Annotated in this window: 23 protein-coding genes; 10 read left to right on the top strand and 13 right to left on the bottom strand. The window is 70.5% G+C overall.

The features are described from left to right. Positions 1 to 3 precede the first annotated feature (3 nt). Together Q9R13_RS03300 and Q9R13_RS03295 are read left to right on the top strand one after the other, a co-directional pair. The gene (locus tag Q9R13_RS03300; RefSeq protein WP_310963640.1) at positions 4 to 759 is read left to right on the top strand and encodes an SDR family oxidoreductase; all 756 of its coding nucleotides are present in this window, start codon (positions 4 to 6) and stop codon (positions 757 to 759) included. A gap of 74 nt (positions 760 to 833) precedes the next feature. Beyond that, positions 834 to 1,742 carry an SDR family oxidoreductase gene (locus tag Q9R13_RS03295; RefSeq protein ID WP_310963639.1) on the top strand — a complete coding sequence of 303 codons (909 nt, stop codon included), beginning with the start codon at positions 834 to 836 and terminating at the stop codon, positions 1,740 to 1,742. Between the two features lie 99 nt (positions 1,743 to 1,841). Here the strand turns inward: Q9R13_RS03295 and Q9R13_RS03290 are convergent, their stop codons facing one another. Next, positions 1,842 to 3,008: a steroid 3-ketoacyl-CoA thiolase gene (locus Q9R13_RS03290; RefSeq protein ID WP_310963638.1), complete on the bottom strand. Its 1,167-nt coding sequence runs from the start codon at positions 3,006 to 3,008 to the stop codon at positions 1,842 to 1,844. Positions 3,009 to 3,120: 112 nt separating this feature from the next. Here Q9R13_RS03290 and Q9R13_RS03285 point away from each other — a divergent pair, with 112 nt between their 5' ends. Beyond that, positions 3,121 to 4,359 carry a cytochrome P450 gene (locus tag Q9R13_RS03285; protein ID WP_310963637.1) on the top strand — a complete coding sequence of 413 codons (1,239 nt, stop codon included), beginning with the start codon at positions 3,121 to 3,123 and terminating at the stop codon, positions 4,357 to 4,359. Here the strand turns inward: Q9R13_RS03285 and Q9R13_RS03280 are convergent. Continuing rightward, positions 4,347 to 5,507, bottom strand: a complete 1,161-nt coding sequence (locus Q9R13_RS03280) for an NAD(P)/FAD-dependent oxidoreductase (protein WP_310963636.1) — start codon at positions 5,505 to 5,507, stop codon at positions 4,347 to 4,349. The genes Q9R13_RS03285 and Q9R13_RS03280 overlap by 13 nt on opposite strands. Then, positions 5,504 to 6,133: a GTP cyclohydrolase I gene (gene folE / locus Q9R13_RS03275; RefSeq protein ID WP_310963635.1), complete on the bottom strand. Its 630-nt coding sequence runs from the start codon at positions 6,131 to 6,133 to the stop codon at positions 5,504 to 5,506. Before folE ends, Q9R13_RS03280 begins: the two co-directional genes overlap by 4 nt. A gap of 98 nt (positions 6,134 to 6,231) precedes the next feature. On the opposite strand from folE, the gene Q9R13_RS03270 reads away from it, so the two are divergent. Further along, positions 6,232 to 6,909, top strand: a complete 678-nt coding sequence (locus tag Q9R13_RS03270) for a helix-turn-helix transcriptional regulator (RefSeq protein WP_310963633.1) — start codon at positions 6,232 to 6,234, stop codon at positions 6,907 to 6,909. Here Q9R13_RS03270 and map read toward each other — a convergent pair. Genes map through Q9R13_RS03250 form a run of 4 tightly spaced genes read right to left on the bottom strand, consistent with a single transcriptional unit; the run spans position 6,893 to position 10,912 of the window. Next, positions 6,893 to 7,660, bottom strand: a complete 768-nt coding sequence (gene map / locus Q9R13_RS03265) for a type I methionyl aminopeptidase (RefSeq protein WP_310963632.1) — start codon at positions 7,658 to 7,660, stop codon at positions 6,893 to 6,895. The two genes, Q9R13_RS03270 and map, sit on opposite strands and share 17 nt — an antisense overlap. A 22-nt stretch (positions 7,661 to 7,682) precedes the next feature. Continuing rightward, positions 7,683 to 8,849, bottom strand: a complete 1,167-nt coding sequence (locus Q9R13_RS03260) for a thiolase domain-containing protein (protein ID WP_310963631.1) — start codon at positions 8,847 to 8,849, stop codon at positions 7,683 to 7,685. Continuing rightward, positions 8,846 to 9,937 (bottom strand): thiolase domain-containing protein, encoded by a 1,092-nt coding sequence (locus Q9R13_RS03255; RefSeq protein WP_310963630.1) that lies wholly within the window; start codon positions 9,935 to 9,937, stop codon positions 8,846 to 8,848. The genes Q9R13_RS03260 and Q9R13_RS03255 overlap by 4 nt, the downstream gene beginning before the upstream one ends. A gap of 12 nt (positions 9,938 to 9,949) precedes the next feature. Further along, positions 9,950 to 10,912 carry a Zn-ribbon domain-containing OB-fold protein gene (locus Q9R13_RS03250; protein WP_310963629.1) on the bottom strand — a complete coding sequence of 321 codons (963 nt, stop codon included), beginning with the start codon at positions 10,910 to 10,912 and terminating at the stop codon, positions 9,950 to 9,952. Between the two features lie 75 nt (positions 10,913 to 10,987). Here Q9R13_RS03250 and Q9R13_RS03245 point away from each other — a divergent pair, with 75 nt between their 5' ends. Next, the gene (locus Q9R13_RS03245) at positions 10,988 to 12,031 is read left to right on the top strand and encodes an LLM class F420-dependent oxidoreductase (protein ID WP_310963627.1); all 1,044 of its coding nucleotides are present in this window, start codon (positions 10,988 to 10,990) and stop codon (positions 12,029 to 12,031) included. A 123-nt stretch (positions 12,032 to 12,154) separates the two neighbouring features. Here Q9R13_RS03245 and Q9R13_RS03240 read toward each other — a convergent pair whose 3' ends face one another. After that, a complete protein-coding gene (locus Q9R13_RS03240) occupies positions 12,155 to 13,606 on the bottom strand; it encodes a serine/threonine-protein kinase (RefSeq protein WP_310963626.1) in 1,452 nt (483 codons plus the stop codon). Positions 13,607 to 13,677: 71 nt separating this feature from the next. On the opposite strand from Q9R13_RS03240, the gene fadD8 reads away from it, so the two are divergent. Next, positions 13,678 to 15,300: a fatty-acid--CoA ligase FadD8 gene (gene fadD8, locus Q9R13_RS03235; RefSeq protein ID WP_310963625.1), complete on the top strand. Its 1,623-nt coding sequence runs from the start codon at positions 13,678 to 13,680 to the stop codon at positions 15,298 to 15,300. A gap of 9 nt (positions 15,301 to 15,309) precedes the next feature. Here fadD8 and Q9R13_RS03230 read toward each other — a convergent pair whose 3' ends face one another. The 3 genes from Q9R13_RS03230 to Q9R13_RS03220 form a co-directional block, all read right to left on the bottom strand. Further along, positions 15,310 to 15,870 carry a LemA family protein gene (locus tag Q9R13_RS03230; protein ID WP_310963624.1) on the bottom strand — a complete coding sequence of 187 codons (561 nt, stop codon included), beginning with the start codon at positions 15,868 to 15,870 and terminating at the stop codon, positions 15,310 to 15,312. Positions 15,871 to 15,881: 11 nt separating this feature from the next. Beyond that, positions 15,882 to 16,586 carry a DUF3137 domain-containing protein gene (locus Q9R13_RS03225; protein ID WP_310963623.1) on the bottom strand — a complete coding sequence of 235 codons (705 nt, stop codon included), beginning with the start codon at positions 16,584 to 16,586 and terminating at the stop codon, positions 15,882 to 15,884. Between the two features lie 66 nt (positions 16,587 to 16,652). Next, positions 16,653 to 17,453, bottom strand: coding sequence for a crotonase/enoyl-CoA hydratase family protein (locus tag Q9R13_RS03220; protein WP_310963622.1), 801 nt, complete (start codon positions 17,451 to 17,453; stop codon positions 16,653 to 16,655). A gap of 47 nt (positions 17,454 to 17,500) precedes the next feature. Between Q9R13_RS03220 and Q9R13_RS03215 the strand changes: the two genes are divergently transcribed. Genes Q9R13_RS03215 through Q9R13_RS03200 form a run of 4 tightly spaced genes read left to right on the top strand, consistent with a single transcriptional unit; the run spans position 17,501 to position 21,943 of the window. Beyond that, positions 17,501 to 19,144, top strand: coding sequence for an acyl-CoA synthetase (locus Q9R13_RS03215; RefSeq protein ID WP_310963621.1), 1,644 nt, complete (start codon positions 17,501 to 17,503; stop codon positions 19,142 to 19,144). A 2-nt stretch (positions 19,145 to 19,146) separates the two neighbouring features. Next, the gene (locus Q9R13_RS03210) at positions 19,147 to 20,247 is read left to right on the top strand and encodes an NAD(P)H-dependent flavin oxidoreductase (RefSeq protein WP_310963620.1); all 1,101 of its coding nucleotides are present in this window, start codon (positions 19,147 to 19,149) and stop codon (positions 20,245 to 20,247) included. A gap of 43 nt (positions 20,248 to 20,290) precedes the next feature. Next, a complete protein-coding gene (locus Q9R13_RS03205) occupies positions 20,291 to 20,899 on the top strand; it encodes a LysE family translocator (protein WP_310963619.1) in 609 nt (202 codons plus the stop codon). Between the two features lie 18 nt (positions 20,900 to 20,917). Beyond that, complete coding sequence (locus Q9R13_RS03200) at positions 20,918 to 21,943, top strand: NADPH:quinone reductase (RefSeq protein ID WP_310963618.1); 1,026 nt, start codon at positions 20,918 to 20,920, stop codon at positions 21,941 to 21,943. A gap of 43 nt (positions 21,944 to 21,986) precedes the next feature. Here Q9R13_RS03200 and Q9R13_RS03195 read toward each other — a convergent pair whose 3' ends face one another. Both Q9R13_RS03195 and Q9R13_RS03190 read right to left on the bottom strand, forming a co-directional pair. Further along, on the bottom strand, positions 21,987 to 23,198 hold the full coding sequence (locus Q9R13_RS03195; RefSeq protein WP_310965029.1) for an RNA polymerase sigma factor: 1,212 nt from the start codon (positions 23,196 to 23,198) through the stop codon (positions 21,987 to 21,989). Between the two features lie 22 nt (positions 23,199 to 23,220). Then, positions 23,221 to 23,583, bottom strand: coding sequence for a YciI family protein (locus Q9R13_RS03190; RefSeq protein ID WP_310963617.1), 363 nt, complete (start codon positions 23,581 to 23,583; stop codon positions 23,221 to 23,223). Between the last annotated feature and the right edge of the window lie 267 nt (positions 23,584 to 23,850).

Raw genomic sequence — 23,850 nt, 5'->3', positions numbered from 1 at the left:
AGGGTGACTCTCGACCTCGACCTCGGCAACCGGGTGGTGCTGGTGACCGGCGGCACCCGCGGTGTCGGCCTGGGCATCAGCCGGCGGTTCGTCGACGCCGGCGCCACCGTGGTGACCTGCGCGCGCTCGGCGGCCGATCCGGTCGGCGTCGCGCACCACGAGTGCGACGTCCGTGACCCTGTTGCCGTCTCGGACCTGGTCGCACGGATCGTGGCTGACCACGGTGCTCTCGACGTGCTGGTCAACAACGCCGGCGGCGCGCCGTACGCCCTGGCCGCCGATGCCTCGGCCAACTTCCACAGCAAGGTCACCGGCCTCAACCTGCTCGCACCGCTGACGCTGATGCAGGCAGCCAACGCGGTGATGCAGCGCCAGGACGGCGGCGGAGCCATCGTGAACGTGTCCTCGGTGTCGGCGCTGCGGCCGTCGCCGGGAACGGCGTCCTACGGGGCGGCAAAGGCCGGCCTCGACTCGCTCACCCGCACCCTCGCGGTGGAGTGGGCGCCGCGGGTCCGGGTGAACGCGATCGACGTCGGTCTGGTCCGCACCGAGCAGACCGACCTGCACTACGGCGGCGAGGAAGGCATCGCCGCCATCGACCGGACGATCCCGCTCGGGAGGCTGGCGGAGCCCGAGGAGGTCGGCGGGGTCGCGGTGTTCCTCGCCTCCTCCCTGGCCTCCTACGTCTCCGGTGCCTGTATCGAGTGCCACGGCGGCGGCGAGCGCCCCGCCTTCCTGACCGCGCTGGACGCCCGTTGAGTTCCGTGTTAGCGCCCGTTGGTTTGGGGCCTGTCGTCCGTTGAGTTGTACCTTCCCGATCACCAGGAGTGAAAATGCCTCGTTCGTCCGCACATCGGCCCCCCGATCGCGGCCTGTTGCAGGGCCGGGTCGCGATCGTGACGGGCGCCGGTCGCGGCATCGGCCGTGCCCATGCGTTGGAGCTGGCTCGGCAGGGCGCCGCGGTCGTCGTCAACGACTATGGGGTGTCCCTTGCGGGGGAGAGGGGCGATTCGCCGGCCGACGAGGTCGTCGCGGAGATCGAGGCGGCGGGCGGACGGGCGGTCGCCAACGGCGCGGACGTGGCCGACTTCGCACAGGCCGAGGCGATGGTGCGGCAGGCGATCGAGACGTACGGCGCGCTCGACGTGCTGGTCAACAACGCTGGGTTCGTCCGCGATCGGATGCTCGTCAACGCGACTGAGGACGAGTGGGACTCGGTCATCCGGGTGCACCTGAAGGGTCACTTCGCGCCGCTCCGCCACGCGGCGGCGTACTGGCGTGCCGAGTCCAAGGCCGGTCGGCCGCGTGCAGGCCGCGTCATCAACACGTCCTCGGGCGCCGGGCTGCAGGGCTCGATCGGCCAGGTGGCCTATTCGGCAGCAAAGGGCGGTATCGCGACCATGACCCTGGTCGCGGCCGCCGAGCTCGGCCGCGTCGGCGTGACTGTGAACGCGATCGCGCCAGTCGCCCGGACCCGGATGACCGAGGGCGCCTTCGACACCTCCGACATGGCCGTGCCGGAGGACAACTCCCCGATCGTGGCCTGGCTCGCGTCGGAGGCGGCCGGCCACGTCACCGGTCGGGTGTTCGAGATCGACGGCGGCAAGCTGACCCTCGAGGACTCCTGGCGACACGGTGCGACGCGCGATGCGGGTCGGCGCTGGGAGGCCTTCGAGCTCGGCGAGGTCGTCGACGCGCTCATCGCGGAGGGCGCTGCTCCCGAGCCTGTCTACGGGACCTGAGCACCGCGGCGGTCAGAACGACGATCTCGACGGACCGGAACCCGGAACTCAACGGACCGGAACCCGGAACTCAACGTCGCCTCCGCCGAGGTGAGCGGCTCAGATCCGCTCGATGATGGTCCCCGTGGCCATCGCACCGCCGGCGCAGGCGGTGAGCAGCGCCGTGGACGCGTCCCGCCGCTCCAGCTCGTGCAGGGCGGTGGTGATCAACCGGCAGCCGGTGGCCCCGACCGGGTGGCCGAGCGCGATGGCACCGCCGTTGACGTTGACCTTGTCCATGTCGGGTCCGAGCACCGTGGCCCAGGACAGCACGACGGCGGCGAAGGCCTCGTTGACCTCGAACAGATCGACGTCGTCGAGGGTCATCCCGGCCTTGTCGAGCACCGCCCGGGTCGCGTCGATCGGCCCGTCGAGGTGGTAGTACGGGTCTGCGCCGTACAGCGTGTGGCGCACGATCCGGGCTCGGGGGGTCAGCCCGAGCTCAGCGGCGAGGTCTGAGTCCATGACCAGGACGGCGGCGGCGCCGTCGGTGATCTGGGACGACGTTCCCGCGGTGTGCATCCCCTCGGGCAGCACTGTGCGCAGGCCAGCCAGTCCCTCGAGAGTGGTCTCGCGGATCCCCTCGTCGGCGTCCACCAGCCGTGACTCGCCGGTGGGCTCACCGGAGTCCCTGTCGATGACCGGAGCGGTCAGCGGAGCGATCTCGGGCTTGAACCGCCCTTCGTCCTGAGCGATGCGTGCCTTGCGCTGGGATGCCAGTCCGAACTCCTCGAGGTCACGGCGCGACAGCCCGCGGTTCTGAGCGATCCGGTCGGCGGCTTCGAACTGGTTCGGCATGTCGATGCTCCACGACTCGGGTCGCGGATCGCCCAGACCCGGGGGCACGTTGGCCCCGAGCGGGATGCGTGACATCGACTCGACGCCACAGGCCACGCCGGCGCGGATCGTGTCCGCCCGGACCAGGTCGTTGACGAGGTGGGCCGCCTGCTGGCCCGAGCCGCACTGGGCGTCGATGACGGTGCCGCCGGTGTGCTGGGGGAGTCCGGCATGCAGCCAGGCGCGCCGCACCATGTCGTTGGACTGCTCGCCGGCCTGGGTGACGCAGCCGCCGATCACCTGCTCGACGAGGTCGGGGTCGACGCCGGCGCGGGCGAGCACCTCGCGCTGGACGTGACCGAGGAGCTCGGCCGGATGTACGCCGGCCAGACCGCCCCTCCGCTTGCCGAGAGGGGTGCGGACCGCATCGATGATCACCGGGTTGCCCATGACGCCAGCGTAGCGCAGAACTAGAACACGTTCTCGTCGTGTGGGACTTCCTAAACAAACCGAGAGTATGTAGTCTAGCGAACTAGAACGTGTTCCAGATTCGGAGGCCCCCGTGACCGCTCAGCCCAACGTTCCCCCCGACTTCGACCCGACCGACCCGGTCCTCAACGAGGCCGGGATCCCACTCCAGGAGTTCCTCGAGCTGCGCCGCACCGCGCCGGTCTGGTGGGTCGAACAGAAGCCCGAGGCCCGCGCCGGCTTCCTCGACACCGGGTTCTGGGCGGTGAGCAAGCACGCCGATGTCGCTGCGGTGTCGAAGAACAGCAAGGACTTCTCGACCAACGAGAACGGCGCCATCATCCGGTTCGCCCCGCAGATGACCCGCGAGCAGGTCGAGGTCCAGAGCGTGATGCTCATCAACCAGGACCCGCCCGACCACACGAAGCTGCGCCAGATCGTCAGCCGCGGCTTCACCCCCAAGGCGATCGGTGCGCTGCACGACACCCTTGTCGAGCGGGCCGAGACGATCGTGGACGACGCCATCGCCCGCGGGGATGGCGACTTCGTGTTCGAGGTCGCCGCCGAGCTGCCGCTGCAGGCGATCGCCGACCTGCTCGGGGTGCCGCAGGAGGACCGGCGCAAGCTGTTCGACTGGTCCAACCAGATGCTGGCCTACGACGACCCCGACTACAACGCCGATCCCGAGACCGCCGCAGCCGAGATCCTCGGCTACGCGATGGGCCTGGCCGACGAGCGCCGCCAGAACCCTGGTGACGACATCATCAGCAAGCTGATCACCGCGGACGTGGACGGACACGGCGCGCTGACCGACGACGAGTTCGGGTTCTTCGTGATCCTGCTCGCGGTGGCGGGCAACGAGACCACCCGCAACGCGATCACCCACGGCATGATGGCCTTCTTCGACCACCCGGACCAGTGGGAGCTCTACAAGAAGGAGCGCCCGAGGTCCGCGGTCGACGAGATCATCCGCTGGGCCACCCCGGTCACCGTCTTCCAGCGCACCGCGCTCAACGACGTCGAGGTCGGTGGGCAGCTGGTGAGGAAGGGCCAGCGCGTGGGCATCTTCTACGCGAGCGGCAACCACGACGCGGACGTCTTCGACGACCCTGACAGCTTCGACATCATGCGGGACCCCAACCCGCACCTGTCCTTCGGCGGGCACGGCGCGCACTACTGCATCGGCGCCAACCTCGCCCGGCTCGAGGTCGAGATCATGTTCAACGCGATCGCGGACAAGATGCCCGACATTCGTCGGACGGGTGACCCGCGCCGGCTGCGGCATGCGTGGATCAACGGCATCAAGGAGCTGCCGGTCAGCTACAAGGGCTGACCGACGCGGGCGCGGACGTCGTCGATCGCGTCCCAGTCGTTGACGTGCATCCCGGCGACCACCCGGTCGCCGCGCACCCACCACGCCCGGAACACCCTCCCGGGCACGTCGCCCTCGAGCACCACCCGGTCGAAGCCCTCGGGCCCGGGATTGCCGACGTACTCCATGCCGAGGTCGTACTGGTCGGTGAAGAAGTACGGCAACGCCTCGGCCGTGGCCGACCCGCCGGCCAGGTTCGCGGCCGCGACCTTCCCGTGCTGGATCGCGGTGTCCCAGTGCTCGACCCGCAGCGGGTAGCCGAGGCCGGGGTGGTCGGCGTTGGCGACGTCGCCGGCGGCCCAGATGCCCGGAGCGGAGGTGCGCAGTCCCGCGTCGACGCGGATGCCGTTGTCGATGCTCAGCCCGGCGGCCTCGGCGAGCGCGGTGTTGGGGGCGACCCCGACGCCGACGACGAGGTGGTCGACGTCGACCGAGTCGTCGCCCAGGGCGATCCTGGCGCCGTCCCCGCGGTTCGCGATGCCGGTCACCTGTACGCCGGTGCGCAGGTCCACGCCGTGCTCGCGGTGCAGGTCGGCGAAGATCGCGGCGACCTCCGGGCCGAGCACGCGCAGCAGCGGCTGCTCGAGGGCCTCGAGTACCACGACCTCGGCTCCCGCCTCGCGGGCGGCGGAGGCGACCTCCAGGCCGATCCAGCCGCCCCCGATGATGCCGATCCGGCGGCCGGGCTGCAGGTGCTCCCTCAGCGCGGTGGAGTCGTCGAGGGTGCGCAGGTAGGTCGGGCGGACACCGCTGTCATCGGCCAGAGGGAGGTGCCGCGGTGCGGCCCCGGTGGCCAGCAGCAGTCCGGCGTACGGCGTCTCCGTGCCGCCTGCGACGACCACCTTGCGGGTGGGGTCGACCGAGTCCACGTGGGTCCCGGTGCGGACCTCCACGTCGTGCTCGTCGTACCACGCCTGATCGTGCACCGCCGCCTTGTCCGCCGGGTCCTTGCCCATCAGGTAGGACTTCGACAGCGGAGGCCGCTCGTAGGGCAGGTGCGACTCCTCGGTGAACAACAGCACCGGGCCGTCGTACCCGCCCGCCCGCAGCTCGGTGGCGGCGGTACCGGCGGCGAGGCCGCCTCCCACCAGGACGATCGGGTCGCTCATGATGCACTCCTCCGGTTGCGGGTCAGGGACAGGAACTCGGCTCGGGCCGACGGGTCGTCGTGGAGCCGGCCGCGCAGGGTCGAGGTGACCGTGCGGGCCCCCTCGGCGCGCGCCCCGCGCAGGCTCATGCAGGAGTGCTCGGCCTCGATCACCACGCCCACGCCGACCGGTGCGAGCCGCTCCTGGAGGTGGTCGGCGACCTGCGTGGTCAGCCGCTCCTGGGTCTGCGCGCGTCGGGCGTAGAACTCGACGGTGCGGGCGAACTTGGACAGTCCGAGGATGCGCTCACCCGGCAGGTAGCCAACGTGGGCGACCCCGGTGAAGGGGAGCATGTGGTGCTCGCACAGCGAGCGCACCGGGATGTCGGAGACCAGCACGAGCTCGTCGTACCCTGCGGTGTTGGCGAAGGTGGTCAGGTCGAACTCGGGCACGGTGAGCATCTCCGCGTAGGCGTGCACCAGGCGCCTGGGCGTCTCGAACATGTCCTCGCTGTCGACGGGAAGCCCGAGCGCGGCCAGCATGTCCGCGGCCGCGCGCTCGGCGGTGGCGAGGTCGACCGGCGCCGGCTCGTGGGTGACCCGCGGCCGCCAGCGCGGTTCGGGGGGTGACTGGACCGCCTCTGACATCGGGACTCCTGGTGTGCTCTGGACGATATGTCTAAGTGAGGCTATCCTGACTGTTAGAACATGGCGAGTCAAGGGCCCGATCGAACGAGGGGAGAGCGATGGGCAGGGATGAGGCGATCGCCGCCATCGGTGCGCTGGCGGACCCGGTGCGTCGTCGGCTCTACGAGTACGTCGCGACCTGCGACCAGCCGGTCGGTCGCGAGCCGGCTGCCGAGGCGCTCGGCATCCCCGTGCACTCCGCACGGTTCCACCTCGACCGGCTCGTCGAGGAGGGCCTCCTGGAGGCCGACTACCAGCGGCTCTCGGGCCGGTCCGGGCCGGGCGCCGGGCGTCCGGCGAAGGTCTACCGGCGTGCGGCCGGCGAGGTGTCCGTCTCCGTGCCCGCCCGGGGGTACGACCTGGTCGGCAGGGTCTTCGCCGCCGCCGTGGAGCGGTCGCTCGACGGGGCTCCGCTCGCCGAGTCGCTCGCCGAGGAGGCCCGGGCAGTGGGGCGGTCCGACGGGGCCGGACTGGGCACGTCACGCAGTGAGGACGAGCTCCGTCGTACCGCGCAGGTGCTCGGCGAGCGTGGCTACGAGCCGACCCGCACCGGCGACACCCTGGTGCTGCACAACTGCCCGTTCGACGCACTGGCGCGCGAGCACACGGCGCTGGTGTGCGGCGTCAACCACGACTACGTCAGCGGTGTGATCGAGGGGCTCGGCTGCTGCCACGCCCGGGCCCACCTCGACCCCGCGGAGGGCCGCTGCTGCGTGCTGATCAGCCACGAGCAGTGAGCACGAGCGGTCCGCCCTCGGTGACGGCGATGGTGTGCTCGCTGTGGGCGCCGCGCGAGCCGTCCGCGCTCCGGATCGTCCAGCCGTCGGCATCGGTGTAGATCTCGTCAGTGGTATGCAGGAACCACGGCTCGATCGCGATCACCAGGCCGGGGCGCAGTCGCAGGCCCCGATCGGGGCGGCCGTCGTTGGTGACATGCGGGTCCTGGTGCATGGTGCGACCGACGCCATGACCGCCGAACTGCAGGTTCACGCTGAGCCCCGCAGCCCGGGCGGTCTCCCCGATCGCGTGGCTGATGTCCCCGAGCTTGTTGCCGACCACCGCCTGCTCGATGCCCGCCGCGAGCGCCTGCTCGGTGGTGGCGATCAGCGCGAGATCCTTCGGGTCCGCCGTCCCGACCACGACGCTGAGGGCTGAGTCGGCGACCCAGCCGTCGACCGCGCACGCGAAGTCCACGCTGAGCAGGTCCCCGTCCCGCAGCACATAGTCGTGCGGCAGGCCGTGCAGGACCGCGTCGTTGACGGACGTGCACAGGACCTTGCCGAAGGGCGATGCCCCGAACGACGGGTGGTAGTCGATGTAGCACGACTCCGCGCCCCGCTCCCGGATCATCTGGTGCGCCAGGGCGTCGAGCTCGAGCAGGTTCACGCCGACCGCGGCCTTGTCACGCAGCGCGGTCAGCACCTCGGCGACGAAGCGCCCGGCCGGACGCATCTGCTCGATTTCGCGGGGGGAGTGCAGCTCAATCATGTCGTCGAGGGTACGGTCCGGCTCAGGACGGTTTGTCGGCGCCCACCAGCCACATCGCGAAGAACTGCGAGCCGCCGCCGTACGCGTGGCCGAGGGCTCGCCGGGCGCCGTCGACCTGGTGCTCGCCGGCCTCTCCCATCACCTGCAGCGCTGCCTCGGCGAAGCGGATCATCCCCGAGGCGCCGATCGGGTTGGAGGACAGCACGCCACCGCTCATGTTCACCGGCAGCGTGCCGTCCAGGGCGGTGGCCCCCGACTCGGTCAGCTTCCAGCCGTCGCCGTCGCCGGCGAAGCCCAGGTTCTCCATCCACATCGGCTCGAACCACGAGAACGGAACGTAGATCTCGGCGCAGTCGACCTCGGCGAGCGGGTCGGTGATCCCGGTCCGCTTCCAGAGGTAGGCCGCGGCGTCGCGGCCGGCGCGGGGGTTGACCTGGTCGCGCTCGGAGTAGGCCAGGGGCTCCGACCGCATCACCTGGCCGTGGATCCACGCGGGGTTCTCGACGCCCGACCTGGCTATGGCGCCCTCGCTGGCGATGACCAGCGCGCAGGCACCGTCGGACGAGGGGCAGGTCTCGTCGTACCGGACCGGGTCCCACAGCATTTGCGAGGCCAGCACGGTCTCGACCGTCGTCCCCTCGTTGCGCAGGTGCGCGTACGGGTTCCTGCACGCGTTCTGGCGGTCCTTGGCGGCCACCATCGCGCCCACCTCGGTCGGGGCGCCGGAGCGGCGGATGTAGGAGCGGACGTGGGGTGCGAAGTAGCCGCCGGCGCCGGCATGCACCGGCATCGTGAACGGCACCGGCACGCTGAGCGCCCACATCGCGTTCGACTCCGACTGCTTCTCGAATGCGACCGTGAGCACCCGCTCGTGCACTCCGGACTGCACCAGCGACGCGGCCACGATGGCGGTCGAGCCGCCTACGGAGCCGGCGGTGTGCACCCGCAGGAGCGGCTTGCCTGCGGCTCCGATCGAGTCCGCGAGGAAGAGCTCGGGCATCATCACGCCCTCGAACAGGTCCGGTGCCTTGCCGACCACGACGGCGTCGATGTCCTCGAAGGTCATCCCCGCGTCCTGCAGCGCCCGGTCGATCGCCTCACGGAGCAGGCCCGGCATGGACACGTCCTCTCGCTTGGCGCGGTAGTGGGTCTGGCCGACGCCGACGACGGCGGCGAGCTGCTTGCTCATGCCCTTCCTCCGGTTGCTCGGCCTGTCGAGGCATCCATCACGCACACGAGGTTCTGCTGCAGCGCCGGGCCGCTGGTGGCGTGCCCCAGTGCCCGGTCGACCTCGCCGGCCCAGACCCGCTTCGCTGCCTCGCCGATGCGGACCAGCCCGGACGAGAACATCGGGTTGCCGCAGAGCGCCCCGCCCGAGGGGTTCACGACGGCGTCGTCGGCGAGCCCGAGCTCGTCGCGCAGGAGGATCTCCTGGTGGCTGAACGGCGCGTGCAGCTCGGCGAGCTGCACCGAGGACGCTCCGGCGGCGACCCCCGCGACGTGTGCGCTGGGGGAGCGGAGCAGGTCACGGCTACCGAGCCCGATCGGATCGATGCGGTGCTCGAAGCCGGTGATCCAGGCGGCGCCGCCTGTCGACAGGCTCAGGGATCGGAAGCGCGGGGAGTCGGCCGCGGCGATGATCATCGCCGCCGCGCCGTCGGTGACCGGCGCGCAGTCCGAGCGACGCAGCGGGTCGGCGAAGAGCGGCTCGGCCAGCACGTCCTCGACGGTGGTCGCGCCCTTGAGGACGGCGTACTCGTTGTCCGCGGCGGCGGTGCGTGACCTGGCCACCACCTCCGCCATCGCCCTCTCATCCCAACGCCCGTGCTCGATCCCGAGCCGGGCCTGCAGCCCGGCGATCGACACGGTGTCGGGCCACAGCGGCGTGACCGTGTACGGGTCCAGCTGCAGCGCGAGGGTGCGGCGCAGCGGGCTGGCCGACGATTTGCCGAAGCCGTAGACGAGCGCGGAGTCGGCCTCACCGGTCTGGATCTTCAGCCACCCCTCGTACAGCGACCATGCGGCGTCCATCTCGACGTGCGACTCGCTGACCGGGGGGACGGCGCCGATCGCGTCGATCGCCGTCACGAAGCTGAACGACCGGCCGGCCAGGTAGTCGCTGGAGCCGGAGCACCAGAAGCCGATGTCGTCCTTGGTCCACCCGGTCTGCTGCCACAGCTCGGCAAGGATCGGGACGAGCAGCTCGACACAGTTGGGGGAGCCGTCGAACTCCATCGTCTGTCGCTGGGCGAAGCCCACGACCGCAACGTCTCGCATCAGTGCGCTCCTCTACAGGTGCTTGCGGTAGGTGTCGAAGTCCGCATCGGGCTCCCCGGTGGGCTCGAAGTGGCTGATGTTCTCCAGCGAGTAGGTCCGCTCGTCCTCGGGCTTCCAGACGGCCTTGACCCGCATCCCCATCCGGACGTCCGCCGCGTCGCAGCCCAGGATGAGATGCAGGAAGGCGATGTCGGCGCCGTCGAGGAGCACGTACGCCGACACGTACGGCGGCTGGATCTTCTGGCCGAGGAAGGGCACGTTCACGATGCAGAACGTCGTCACGATGCCGGTGTCCGGGAGCTCGTGCGGCTCATCGGTCGGCACTCCGTCGACCGGGCACGCGCCCTTCGGTGGCACGTAGACCTTGTGGCAGACCGGGCAGGCCTGGGCGAGGATCCGGCCCTCCTTGAGGCCCCGGCCGAACGCGGACTCCTCAGGCGATGCCGCGTAGTCATACCCGAGACGGACCGGGGTCGTCGTCACGGTCACGTCGTCCCCGGACGCGGCCGCGGCAGCGTCGCCGTCCGCGCGCCGGTCGGCCGGCTCGAAGCAGACGATGTCGGTGATCCGTCCCTGCGGCTCGGGCCGCCACCGGGCGCGGACCCGCATCCCGCTGCGGATGTCGTCGGGGGAGGGCACGTCGACCGCGTGCAGGAGGGCGGCGTCGGTGCCGTCCAGTCGGACCAGGGCGAAGGCGAAGGGGTGGTCCAGCGGCTGGCCGTCCATCGGCTCCGGAACCCACGACCAGGTCTCGACGACGCCCTCGCTCGCGACCGGGACCAGCTCGTTGATCTGGTCGTGGGTGGTGGGGTCGTACTCGAGCGGGGGTACGACGACCCGGCCGTCGGAGAGGACACCACCGAGGATCTGGTGTTGGGTGAGTGCTGTCATGAACCGCGAGAGCACCGGCCCGAGGGATCGGGTGTAGTCGAAGTCCACCTGCATCCGGGCGTGCAGTGCCTGGGTCTGCGTCATGACTCAGAAGTGAAACACGTTCTAGTATTTCCGACAAGCGCCGGGCCGCAATCCGACGGTCCCAAGGAGGCAATCGTGAAGCTGGGTCTGCAGTTGGGCTACTGGGGAGCGCAGCCGCCCGACGGGGTGGCCGAGCTCGTGGCCGCTGCCGAGAGCGCCGGGTTCGACGCGCTGTTCACCGCGGAGGCGTGGGGCTCGGACGCGTTCACGCCGCTGGCGTGGTGGGGGCGTGAGACGAGCCGGCTGCGGCTGGGCACCTCGATCGTGCAGATGTCGGGGCGCACGCCGACCTCGATCGCGATGCACGTGCTCACGCTCGACCACCTCTCCGGAGGTCGCGTGGTGCTGGGGATGGGCGTCAGCGGACCCCAGGTCGTGGAGGGCTGGTACGGGCAGCCGTTCAGCAAGCCGTTGGCGCGCACCCGCGAGGTCGTCGAGATCATCCGCAGGGTGCTGGCTCGCAAGGAACCGGTCACCAACCCGGGGCCCCACCATCCGCTGCCGTACGACGGACCCGGCGCGGTCGGCCTGGGCAAGCCGCTGAGGTCGATCGTGCATCCTCTGCGTGCCGACGTGCCGATCTGGTTGGGAGCGGAGGGCCCGAAGAACGTCGCCCAGACCGCGGAGATCGCCGACGGCTGGATCCCGATCTTCTACACGCCGAAGACTGCCGGGATGTACCAGCCGTGGCTGGACGAGGGCTTCGCGCGGCCGGGCGCTCGTCGTACCAGGGCGGACTTCGAGATCGCCGCGACCTGCCACCTGCAGATCACCGCCGGGGAGGACCAGCGGCGGGCGGTGGTCGACGGGCTCAAGCCGGTGATCGCGCTCTACATGGGTGGGATGGGCGCCAAGGACCAGAACTTCCACAAGGACGTCTTCGACCGGATGGGCTACGACTCGATCTCCGGCCGGGTCCAGGAGCTCTTCCTGTCCGGCAAGCGGGACGAGGCCGCGGCGCTGATCCCCGACGAGCTCGTGGACGACATGCACATCGTCGGCGATGCGGGCTACGTACGCGAGCGGGTGGCGGCCTGGGAGGAGACCGGGGTCACGACGCTGCTGCTGAGCCTGCGCTCGGCGGACGAGGTGCGCCAGGTGGCCGCACTGCTGGCCTGACCGGGCAGCGGGGCCGGCCCGCCGTACTTCACCCAGGAAGGTCCTTCTTCACACACCGACTCTGCTGGGTGAAGGTGACGCATGGGCTCTCAACCTGGGAAAGTCGGTCGGCCCAGGTTCGGTTCAATCGGCCGGCACGAAGCCCTTGGTGTGCTCGGCGGCGATCCGGTACCGCCCGTGATCGAACGCCAGGTCGAGGACGGTCGGGCCCGGGCCGTTGTGGAAGTGGTCGAAGTGCACCTGGTAGCTCACCGACAGGTCGCTCGGGTTCGCGGAGATGCTGAGCACCCGGCCGTTGGTGGCCCCCTCCCAGAAGCGGTGGTAGGTCGCCCAGCCGCCGCTCGCTCGCTGGAAGCTCGGGGTGAGCATCGTCCATGCCGCCGCCGGGTCGTCGGACACGGTCGCGACGTAGTCGCGGATGAAGGCCTTCATGCCGTGTTCGGTCGGCTTGGTGGGGGGCGTGCTCGGGCCGGAGCTCTGTCCGGAGGGTGTGTCCCGAGCGGCGGGGCTGTCCGACTCGCCGCCGAGGAGCGCGTGGAGGCCGAAGCCGAGAGCGGCCAGCACGACGAGCGCAGCGAGCACGGCGAACGCCGCTGCACCACGGGTCCACCGGGTCCGGGCACGCTCGCCCGCGGGCTCGGGCGCCGGGGCCGTGGGCACCGCCTGGGTGGCCGTGGTCGCATGGGATGCTCCGGCGACGACGACCGGCGCGGCCACCGTCGTCGCCGTGGCCGGCGTCGCTGCTCGCACGGTCGTCAGGGCGCGGGTCGCCTCGGTCGGCTCGGCTGCGACGCGGGCCAGGAAGTCGCGTACCTGCTGCATCGACCAGCGTCGCGCGGGGTCACGCACCATGGTGCCCTCGAGCAGCGACGCCAGTGGTCCGGCTCCCTCCAGGCGGGGCGGCTCCTCGTTCACGATCCGGTAGAGGGTCCCCAGCACGTTGTCACCGACCTCGTACGGCGGCCGGCCGGCGAGCAGGTAGAACGCCGTCGCACCGATCGCCCAGACGTCGCTCGCCTGGTCGCCCCGACCACCGGCGGCCACCTCCGGGGCGAGGTACGCCGGGGATCCGGTGACCATCCCGGTCGCGGTCAGGGTCGCATCGGTGGTGACCCGCGCGATGCCGAAGTCGGTCAGCTTCACCTGGCCGCGGTCGTCGACCAGGATGTTCGACGGCTTCACGTCCCGGTGGGTGATGTCGGCGGCGTGGGCGGCGAGCAGCGCATCGGCGGTCTGGCGCAGCAACAGCGCCGCCTCGCCGGCCGTCAACGGTCCGCGCTCGCGGACGAGCCGGCCCAGGTCGCGCCCCTCGACGTACTCCATGACCAGCCACCAGGCTCCGGTCGTGTCGTCGACCGCGACGTCGAAGACGGCGACCACGTTCGGGTGGTTCAACCGTGCTCCCAAGCGTGCCTCGCGCTCGGCGCGGGACAGATCGGTTCCCTGCGCGCCGGGCAGCAGGCCGAGCTGCTTGAGCGCGACCGGGCGGCCGAGGACCTCGTCGCGGCCGAGCCAGACCGGCCCCGAGCCGCCGCGACCGATCTCTCGGTCCGGCGCATACCTTCCAGCGATCACGTGCGTCCTTTGGTCGGATGGATGCCATTGTCGCCTTGCCGCGAACTGAAACACGTTCTAGTCTCGCTGCTGTGACGGACACGGACCTCAGGACCGGTACCCACAACGGGCATCTCATGGCAGCGGCGCTGCGCCGCCATCACGACAAGCCGGTGGTGCGGCTGCTCCCGCAGTCGGCCGGAGGCGAGACGCTGACCCTCACCGGGGCGGAGACCGCCGACCGGATCAGCCAGTATGTCCAGGCATTCGAGGCACTGGGCGCCGGTCGTGAGGCTCCCGGCGCGCTGCTTGCCCTCAACCGGCCCGAGGTGCTCTACATCCTCGGCGCGGGCCAGACGCAGGGCTATCGGCGTACCTCGCTGCACCCGCTCGGGTCGCTGGAGGACCACGCGTACGTGATCAACGACGCGGCCATCACCACGCTGGTGATCGACCCTGTGCCGATGTTCGTCGAGCGCGCGGTCGGCCTGCTCGAGCGCTGCCCGGGCCTGCAGCAGGTGCTCACCATCGGCCCGGTGCCCGCCGAGCTGGCGGACATCGGCACGGACCTGGCAGCCAAGGCCGCCGAGTTCGCCCCGCAGCCGTTGTCGGCGGTGCTGCTGCCGCCCGACCACATCACCTCGATCGCCTACACGGGCGGAACCACCGGCAAGCCCAAGGGCGTCATCGGCACGGCCGGTGCGTTCGCGACGATGGCTCAGATCCAGCTCGCCGAGTGGGAGTGGCCCGAGGAGCCCAGGTTCTTGATGTGCACCCCGCTGTCCCATGCGGGCGCGGCCTTCTTCGTGCCGACGGTGATCAAGGGAGGCTCGCTCTACGTGCTGCCGAAGTTCGACCCCGCGGAGGTGCTGCGGACGATCGAGGAGCAGCAGATCACCGCCACGATGCTGGTGCCCTCGATGCTCTACGCGCTGATGGACCACCCCGACTCCAGGACCCGCGACCTGAGCAGTCTCGAGACCGTCTACTACGGAGCGTCCCCGATCAACCCGGTGCGGTTGAAGGAGGCGATCGAGCGCTTCGGCCCGATCTTCGCGCAGTACTACGGCCAGTCCGAGGCCCCGATGGTGATCAGCTACCTCGCCAAGCGCGACCACGACCCGGTCGGGCACCCGGAGCGGCTGGCGTCGTGCGGCAGGCCGAGCGCCTTCCTTCGCACGGCGTTGCTGGGCGAGGACGGGCGACCGGTCGCGGCCGGCGAGCCCGGTGAGATCTGCGTCGCCGGCCCACTGCTGGCCGGCGGCTACTGGAATCTCCCGGAGGCGACCGCCGAGACCTTCCGTGAGGACGGCTGGATGCACACGGGGGACGTGGCTCGCGAGGACGAGGACGGCTACTGGTACATCGTCGACCGCACCAAGGACATGATCGTCACCGGCGGCTTCAACGTCTTCCCGCGCGAGGTCGAGGACGTCATCGCCGCGCACCCCGGCGTGGCCCAGGTGGGCGTGATCGGCACCCCGCACGAGAAGTTCGGCGAGGCGGTCACCGCGGTCGTCGTACTGCGCGATGGGCACGCGCTGACGGACGAGGTCGTTGCCGAGATCCAGCAGATGGTCAAGGAACGCAAGGGGTCCGTCCAGGCCCCCAAGCAGGTGATCGCAGTGGACGCGCTGCCGCTGACCGGCCTGGGCAAGCCCGACAAGAAGGCGCTGCGGGCCCGGTTCTGGACCGGGGACCGTGCGGTCGGCTGAGCCCCGCCCTCACAGCTCCACGGACGGTACGGCGCGCTCACCCGGGTCGGACACCTCGAAGAAGTCGCGCGCGGTGAACCCGAATGCCGAGGCCACCATGTTCGACGGGAACGTCGAGATCCGGGTGTTCAGCGCACGCACGTTGCCGTTGTAGAACCGGCGGGCGGCGGCGATCCGGTCCTCCGTCGTGGCCAGCTGCTGCTGCAGCTCGAGGAAGTTCGCACTCGCCTTCAGGTCGGGATATGCCTCTGCCCGGGCGAGGACGGTGGTCACCGCCCTGCCGAGCGCGTCCTCGACAGGAGCCCGCTCGGCAGGGGAGTCGGCCCGGTGGGTCTGGGCCTGCTCACGCGCTGCGGTGAGCTCGGCGAGCACGGTGCGCTCGTGCTCGGCGTACCCCTGCACCGTCCGGACCAGGTTGGGGATCAGGTCATGGCGGCGGGTGAGCTCGACGTCGATCTGGCCCCACGACTCGTCCACGAGCGTCCGCTGCCGGACGAACCGGTTGTACATCACCACCAGCGCGAGGCCGAGGACCAGGACGACCGCGACGATGCAGTAGACGACCACCATGGAAGCGGACCCTATCCGTGCGCGGCCGGACCGGCGTGGTCCTGCCACACGAAGTCGGGAATGTTGTCGACGAGGGCGCCGACCACGCCGAGGGAGGGCTCGACCTCCTCCGGTCGGAGGGTCCGTGTGGAGACGGAGAGCACCCAGTCGCGGTCGAAGCGCCAGTCCAGGTGGGTGTGAGCGAGGAGCATCTCCATCTGGCGCGGGTGGAGCACGTCGGAGGCGAACTTCCGGTCCGAGCAGGTGACCGTGAAGGCACGGTTGAAGGCCTCCGACTCGAGCTCGATGTCGCGGTTGGTGAGGTGGCCGACGGCGCGGGACAGGAAGTTCTCAGGTCGCACGTGGAGGTCCGGGAAGGTGCAGCTGACCTGCAGGGCGCACACCGAGAACGTGTGCGTCTCCTCGTGCGTGGACGTGTGCCCTTGGGCGTCGGTGCTCGTCTCGGTGGTGCGGTAGGAGTAGTCGAAGGCGACGAAGGGCCGATTCCCGGACGAGCCGGTGAGGACGTTTCCGGCGGAGCGGCCGTGGCCGAGTCCGAACGGGGCGCCGTCGAACGCCTGCACCCAGCGGTCGTCGTCCACCGCGTAGGTCCAGCCCTTGCTGACGGCCAGTGCCGCGAAGGCCTCTCGGCGCTTCTGCGCTGCTCGATGGGCGAGCACGGCGAGGCCGACGACGAGCAGGAGGCCGACGACGACGAGGCCGATGATCAGGGTCATGCGCCGGAGACTATCCGGGCGGGAGCTCCTTGGCCTGGGTCTTCTCGAGGGACCGTTGCCGTCGGGCTAGCGTCCGGTGAACTGCGGTGGGCGCTTCTGCGCGAACGCGCGCGGGCCCTCCTTGGCATCCTCGGAGGAGAAGACGGCCGCACCGGTGGCCGCGTCGTCGCGCCAGCAGTCGTCCTCGTGCCGGCCCTCGGAGGCGCGCACGGTGTGGAGGATCGCCTGCACCGCGAGTGGGCCGTTCGCGCAGATCATCTCGGCGATCTCGCGTGCCCTGGCGAGCGCCTGGCCATCGGGTACGACGTGCCCGATCAGGCCGATCTCCTTGGCCTCGGGCGCCTTGATGTGCCGGCCGGTCAGCAACAGGTCCATCGCCACGGTGTAGGGCACCTGCCGAGGGAGCCGCACCACGGATCCGCCGAGCGGGTAGAGGCTCCAGCGGGCCTCGGAGACCCCGAACCGGGCGGACTCGCCGGCGATCCGGATGTCGGTCGCGGTGAGGATCTCGGTCCCGCCGGCGATCGCCGGTCCCTCGACGGCGGCGATCAGGGGCTTGGTGAGGCGGTAGCCCTTGAGCAGCGACCTGATCACCGTCGGGTCGTACTCGCCGGACTCGAACGACTCCGACGGCGGTTTGGCCGACATCGCCTTGAGGTCCGCGCCGGCGCAGAATGCGCCACCGGCACCAGTGAGGATCACCGCACGAACCTCAGGATCGCTGTTCGCGCGCTCCCAGGCCCGCTCCATGATCGCCAGCATCTCGCCGGACAGCGCGTTGCGCGCCTCGGGCCGGTTCATGGTCACCACCAGGGTGTGGCCCTGCAGCTCGACCAGGCAATGGGGGGCAGGCACGGTGTCGGTCATGCACGCGATGCTAGTCAGAAACAAGAACGTGTTCTAGTCTTGCCTCCGTGGCCTTGAACATCGCAGACCTCTTCGAGCACGCCGTCGACGCCGTACCCGACCGTCCCGTCCTCGTCGTCGGGGACCGGACGGTCACCTATGCGGAGCTGGAGGCCGATGCCAACCGGCTGGCCCACTTCCTCACGTCGCGTGGCATCGGGAAGGGCGACCACGTCGGCATCTACGCCAAGAACAGCATCGAGCACGTGGTCGCGCTGCTCGGCGTGTTCAAGGTGCGGGCGGTGGCCGTCAACGTGAACTACCGGTACGTCGAGGGCGAGCTGGACTACCTGTTCGAGAACTCCGACATCGTGGCGCTGCTCTTCGAGCGGCCGTACGCGCCGCTCGTCGCCAGGACCGCGCCCAAGCACGCGCGGCTCACCACGCTGGTCGCGATGCCCGATCCCACCGAGCCGACCTGCGATACCGAGCTCGACGCCTTCGCGGGGCTTACCTGGACCGACGCTCTGGCCGATCAGGGGCCCGAGCGCGACTTCGGACCACGCTCGCCCGATGACGTCTACATCGTCTACACCGGCGGCACCACCGGCTTCCCCAAGGGCGTGATGTGGCGCCACGAGGACTTCTGGCGGGTGCTCGGCGGCGGCATCGACTTCATGTCCGGGGAGCGGCTCGAGGAGTACGACCAGTCCAAGCAGGCGGCAGCCACCGAGAACCCGATGGTGATGTTCCCACTGAGCCCGTTGATGCATGGCGGCGCGCAGGCTGCGCTGCTGATGCATCTGTTCGGTGGTGCGCTTACCGTCCTCGCGCCGAGGTTCGACCCGGCAGAGACCTGGCGGATCGTCGAGCGCGAGAAGGTGCAGGGCATCTTCATGACCGGTGACGCCATGGCACGCCCCCTGATCGAGGCCTACGACGCCGGCAGCTACGACGCCAGCAGCCTGGTCGTGGTCGCCAGCAGCGCTGCGATCTTCAGCCGGCCGGTGAAGGAGCGCTGGATGGCGACGTTCCCGAACGCGTTCTTCACCGACTCGGTGGGCAGCTCGGAGACCGGCTTCTCGGGCACCGGGCTGCAGGACAGCGAGAACATCAAGGGCGAGGGCCCGGTGGTGTCCCTGGGCGCGGAGGCGGTCGTCCTCGACGACGACAACCGGGTGATCGACCCGAGTGCGGTCGGCACCATCGGCCGGATGGCGCGCGCCGGCAGCGTGCCGCTCGGCTACTACAAGGACCCGGAGAAGTCGGCGAAGACCTTCGTGGAGATCGACGGGGTGCGCTACTCGATCCCCGGCGACTTCGCACGGATGGAGGGGGACGGGAAGGTCACCCTCCTCGGCCGCGGCTCGAACTGCATCAACACCGGTGGCGAGAAGGTCTATCCCGAAGAGGTCGAGATGGCGTTGAAGGGCCACCCCGACGTGTACGACGTGCTCGTGGTGGGCGTCGCCGACGACAAGTACGGCCAGCACGTGTCCGCCGTGGTTCAGCCCCGGGAGGGCAGGCGCCCTGAGCTGGCGGACCTGCAGGACTACCTGCGACCGCTGCTCTCCGGCTACAAGCTGCCCCGGTCGCTGACGAACGTCGACGAGATTCCGCGCAGTGCGACCGGAAAGGCGAACTACCCCGCGGCGAAGGCCCTCGCCGCCGCGGGCCGGGAGGACGCTCGAGATGCGGTGAGGGAGCAGTGAGCATGCGCACCGAGCTCTGCGAGCGCTTCGGGATCCAGTACCCGATCTTGGCGTTCACTCCGTCGGAGAAGGTCGCCGCAGCGGTCTCGCGCGCCGGCGGTCTCGGCGTCCTCGGCTGTGTCCGGTTCAACGACGCAGACGAGCTCGAGCAGACGCTGACCTGGCTGGACGACAACACCGACGGCAAGCCGTACGGCGTCGACGTCGTGATGCCGATGAAGATCCCGACCGAGGGCAAGGCCGTCGACCTCGCCGCGATGATCCCCGAGGCTCACAAGGCATTCGTCGACGACACCCTGCGCAAGCTCGGCGTCCCGCCGCTGCCCGAGGGCGAGGGGCGCGAGGGCGTGCTCGGCTGGCTGCACTCGATCGCCCGCTCGCACGTCGATGTCGCGCTCGCGCACCGTCCGGTGCTGATCGCGAACGCGCTCGGCTCGCCGCCGGTCGACGTGATCGAGAAGGCGCATGAGCACGGGGTCCAGGTGGCGGCGCTCGCCGGGGCCGCGAAGCACGCCCTCTCCCACGTGCGCAACGGCGTGGACATCATCGTCGCCCAGGGCTACGAGGCCGGCGGCCACACCGGAGAGATCGCCAGCATGGTGCTCACCCCGGAGATCGTCGACGCGGTCGGGCCCGACGTACCGGTCCTCGGGGCCGGAGGGATCGGTTGCGGCCGCCAGGTGGCCGCCTCGCTCGCCCTGGGTGCGCAGGGCGTCTGGACGGGCTCGCTGTGGCTGACGGTCGAGGAGTACGACCTGTCCGCCGGCAAGGGCATCCGCGACGCACTGCTCCGGGCTGGGTCGGGCGACACCGTGCGGACCCGCGTCTACACCGGCAAGCCGGCCCGGCTGCTCAGGACGAAGTGGACCGATGCCTGGGAGGCCCCCGATGCGCCCGAGCCGCTGCCGATGCCGTTGCAGAACCTGCTCGTCGCCGATGCGCACAACCGGATGAACACCGGCGACGACCCGGACACCGTGTCGATGCCCGCCGGCCAGATCATCGGACGCACCAACGAGGTCAGGCCGGTGGCCGAGGTGATGGCCCAGCTCGTCGCGGAGTACGACGAGGCCGTCGCCCGGCTCGAGAAGATTCGCGGCTGAGCACACGCCGCCGGACTCCCTCCTTGCGGCGTACCCTGCCGGTGTGCTGGTCTCCCTTGCCGCGTTCACCGTGGCCGCGCTGCTGGTCGTGCTGCTGCCCGGTCCGGACACGCTTGTCGTCGTACGCAGCATCCTGCGCGGCGGCCGACGCCAGGGCGTGCTCACCGCCCTCGGGAACCTGTGCGGCCTGACCGTCTGGGTGATCGCTGCGGCGCTCGGCCTGGCCGCGATGCTCAAGGCCAGCGAGATCGGGTACGACGCGCTGCGCGTCGTCGGAGCTGCCTACCTCGCCTGGCTCGGCATCCAGGCCTGGCGGTCCCGCGGTCAGGTGGAGACGCCCGCGAAGCCGCGTGCCGGCGTCCTCGGCACGGGCTTCCGGGCTGGGATCCTCACCAACCTGATCAACCCGAAGGTGGGCGTCTTCTTCGTCGCCTTCCTGCCGGGCTTCATCCCGAAGGGCGACCCGGTCGGCTGGATGTCCTTGCTGTTCGGGGCGATCTTCGTGGTGCTGACCGCCGCCTACTGGGTGGTGCTGCTCGGTCTGGCCGGCCGGGTGGCGCGCTGGATGAGCACCCCCGCGGTCCGCCGGCGCATCGACACCGCAACGGCACTGGTCTTCATCGGCTTCGGGGTCCGTCTCGCCACCGAGTGAGTGGGTAACGTCTCAAGCATGCGATCCGTGCTCTACACCGTGACCGGCGGGACCGACGTGCTCACCGTCGAGGAGCGTCCCCTACCGGAGCCGGGCCCGGGTGAGGTCCGGGTGATGGTGCACCGGTCCGGGGTCAACCCGACCGACTGGAAGTCCCGACGCGGCGCGGCACCGGGCGCGGCGCTCGAGCATCCCCAGGTGCCCAACCAGGACGGTGCCGGCGAGGTCGACGCGGTCGGTCCCGGTGTCGAGGCTGCTCTGCTGGGACTGCGGGTCTGGATCTGGGAGGGCGCCCACGACCGTCCCCACGGCGGCACCGCCCAGGAGTACGCCGTGATTCCGGCGACCCATGCGATCACGCTGCCCGAGACCGCGTCGTACGACCTCGGTGCCAGCCTCGGCGTCCCCTTCATGACGGCGCACCGGTGCCTCACGGTGGGGGAGGACGGTCCGCAGCGGCTCGGCCCGGGCACGCTGCAGGGACGGACGGTGTTGGTGGCCGGGGGAGCCGGTGCGGTCGGCAACGCCGCGATCCAGCTGGCCCGATGGTCGGACGCGACCGTGATCACGACGGTGAGCAGCCCGGAGAAGGCCACGCTCGCCCGACTGGCGGGCGCCGATCACGTCGTCGACTACACCCGGCAGGACGTCGTCGCGGTCGTCGGCGGCATCGCTCCGCACGGTGCCGACACGATCGTCGAGGTGGCGCCGGCCGCCAACGCGGCCCTCGACGCCCAGCTGGTCGCCAACGGTGGTTGCGTGGCGGCGTACGCCGGCACCCCCGACGATGAGCTGACCCTGCCCGTCCGTGAACTGATGACGCGCAATGCCCGCTGGCAGTTCGTGCTCCTCTACACCGCGCCCGCCGGGTGGCGACGCCGGGCGCTCGAGGACATCGCCGCGGCCGTCCAGGACCGGGCCGTCGGCGTCGGTGCGGACCACGGGCTTCCGCTGCACCACTTCTCCCTGGCCGACACCGCGAAGGCCCACGCTGCGGTCGAGGGCGGAGCGGTCGGGAAGGTGCTCATCGACGTCATCGAGTGAGCCGGTCGGGGTCACTGACAACGGCCGTGGACGAGACGACGGCTCACACCAGCTCGCCACGCTTGCGACCCAGATAGGCCCGCTCGGCGGAGTTCTGGGTGGCAGCGATGGCTTCGCCGTACGCCGCCCTCGCCTCGGCGCTCCGGCCCAGTCTGCGCAGCAGGTCGGCCCGCGTTGCGTGCCACGCGTGGTAGCCGTCGAGCGGCAGCCGATCGACCAGCGCGAGAGCGACCTCGGGACCGTCGAGCTCCGCGATCGCGACCGCGCGATTGAGGGCCACGATCGGCGACGGGTCGAACCGGAGCAGCTGGTCGTAGAGCGCGACGACCTGTGACCAGTCGGTGTCGGCTGCGGAGCGTGCATCGGTGTGCACGGCATTGATCGCGGCCAGGATCTGGTAGCGACCGGGCCGGTTGATGGCGAGGCACTCACGGACCAGGGCGTGGCCCTCGGCGATCAGCCGGTGGTCCCAGCCGGCGCGGTCCTGCTCGGCGAGCGGGACCAGCTGCCCGTTGCGCACCCGGGCCTCGCGCCTGGCCTCGGTGAGCACCAGCAGCGCGAGGAGGCCGGCAACCTCGGGCTCGGCGGGCATCAATTGGCGGAGGGTCCGGGCCAACCGGATGGCTTCGCCGGTCAGCTCGGCACGAATCGGGCTGCCGTCCCCGGTCGCGAGGTAGCCCTCGTTGAAGACGAGGTACAGCACGGTCAGGACGCCGCCGAGCCGTTCTGCGAGATCGGCTGCTTCGGGCACCCGGTAGGGCACCTTCGCCGCGGCGATCTTCCTCTTGGCCCTGGTGATGCGCTGCGCGATCGTGGTCTCCGGCACGAGGAACGCCTGCGCGATCTCCGCCACGGTCAGTCCGCCGAGCAGACGGAGCGTCAGGGCGATCCGGGCCTCCGGCGCGAGCGCAGGATGGCAGCAGGTGAAGATGAGCCGGAGGCGGTCGTCCTCGATGATGCCGGTGGGCTCGTGCGCTGTGTCGTCGTGGATCATCAGAGCCGCCTGGTGCTTCGCGTCGCGCTTGTTCTCGCGGCGGATTCGGTCGATCGCGCGGTGGCTCGCGGTCGTGGTGAGCCAGCCGCCCGGGTTGGGCGGTACGCCGGCAGTCGGCCATCTCTCCAGCGCCGCGACGAGAGCCTCGCTCGCCGCGTCCTCGGCGAGGTCGATGTCGCCGAACCGGCGTACCAGCGAGGCGATCAGGCGGCCGTACTCCTCGCGAAAGACCTGCTCGACGGCCGCCGTCCTGCTCTGCATCATGGGTTCGGGTCCGAGCAGCTCAGGCGATGCCCTCGAACGGTCGGACCTCGACCTTGCCACGGCACGCGCGTGACCCCTCGGCGGCGAGCCTGAGCGCCACGTCGAGGTCGGGAGCGTCGATCACCCAGAAGCCTCCGATGACCTCCTTGGTCTCCAGGTAGGGGCCGTCGGTGAGCACGGGGGTCTCGCCCTGACCGTCGACGACGGTGGCGGTGGATGCCGGCTCCAGACCGCCGGCGAAGACCCAGTAGCCCTCGGCGTGCAGCCTGTCGTTGAAGACGCCGGTCGCTGCGAAGGCCGCCTCCATCTCCTCCTTCGAACCGTAGTTGCCGAACTCGTCGCGGTCGGCGGGCCCGTGCACGGTCATCAAGTAGTGCGTCATTGTGTCCTCCACAGTTGCGGGCGGTCCCGGCGACCGCCTCTCACCCTCACCACGAACGGGTTCGCATCGATACGACAGGTCGACGTGACAACTCCCGCATCAGTTGCGTCGACCCCATGGCTACCAGATCTCGGATCGACGAGGACGCCCAAGCACGAGATGACGCCGCCAGGTAGGGATTCATCGGTGAAGTCACCTCCACAGGTCCACCGTCCACGGGTCCGCGAATCTCTTGGATATCGTATGTGTGTTCGATGGTATAGGCAC

Origin of the sequence: Nocardioides marmorisolisilvae, assembly GCF_031656915.1 — a bacterium.
Classification (GTDB): Bacteria; Actinomycetota; Actinomycetes; order Propionibacteriales; family Nocardioidaceae; genus Marmoricola; species Marmoricola terrisoli.
This window is presented reverse-complemented; position numbering and strand designations above follow the sequence as displayed.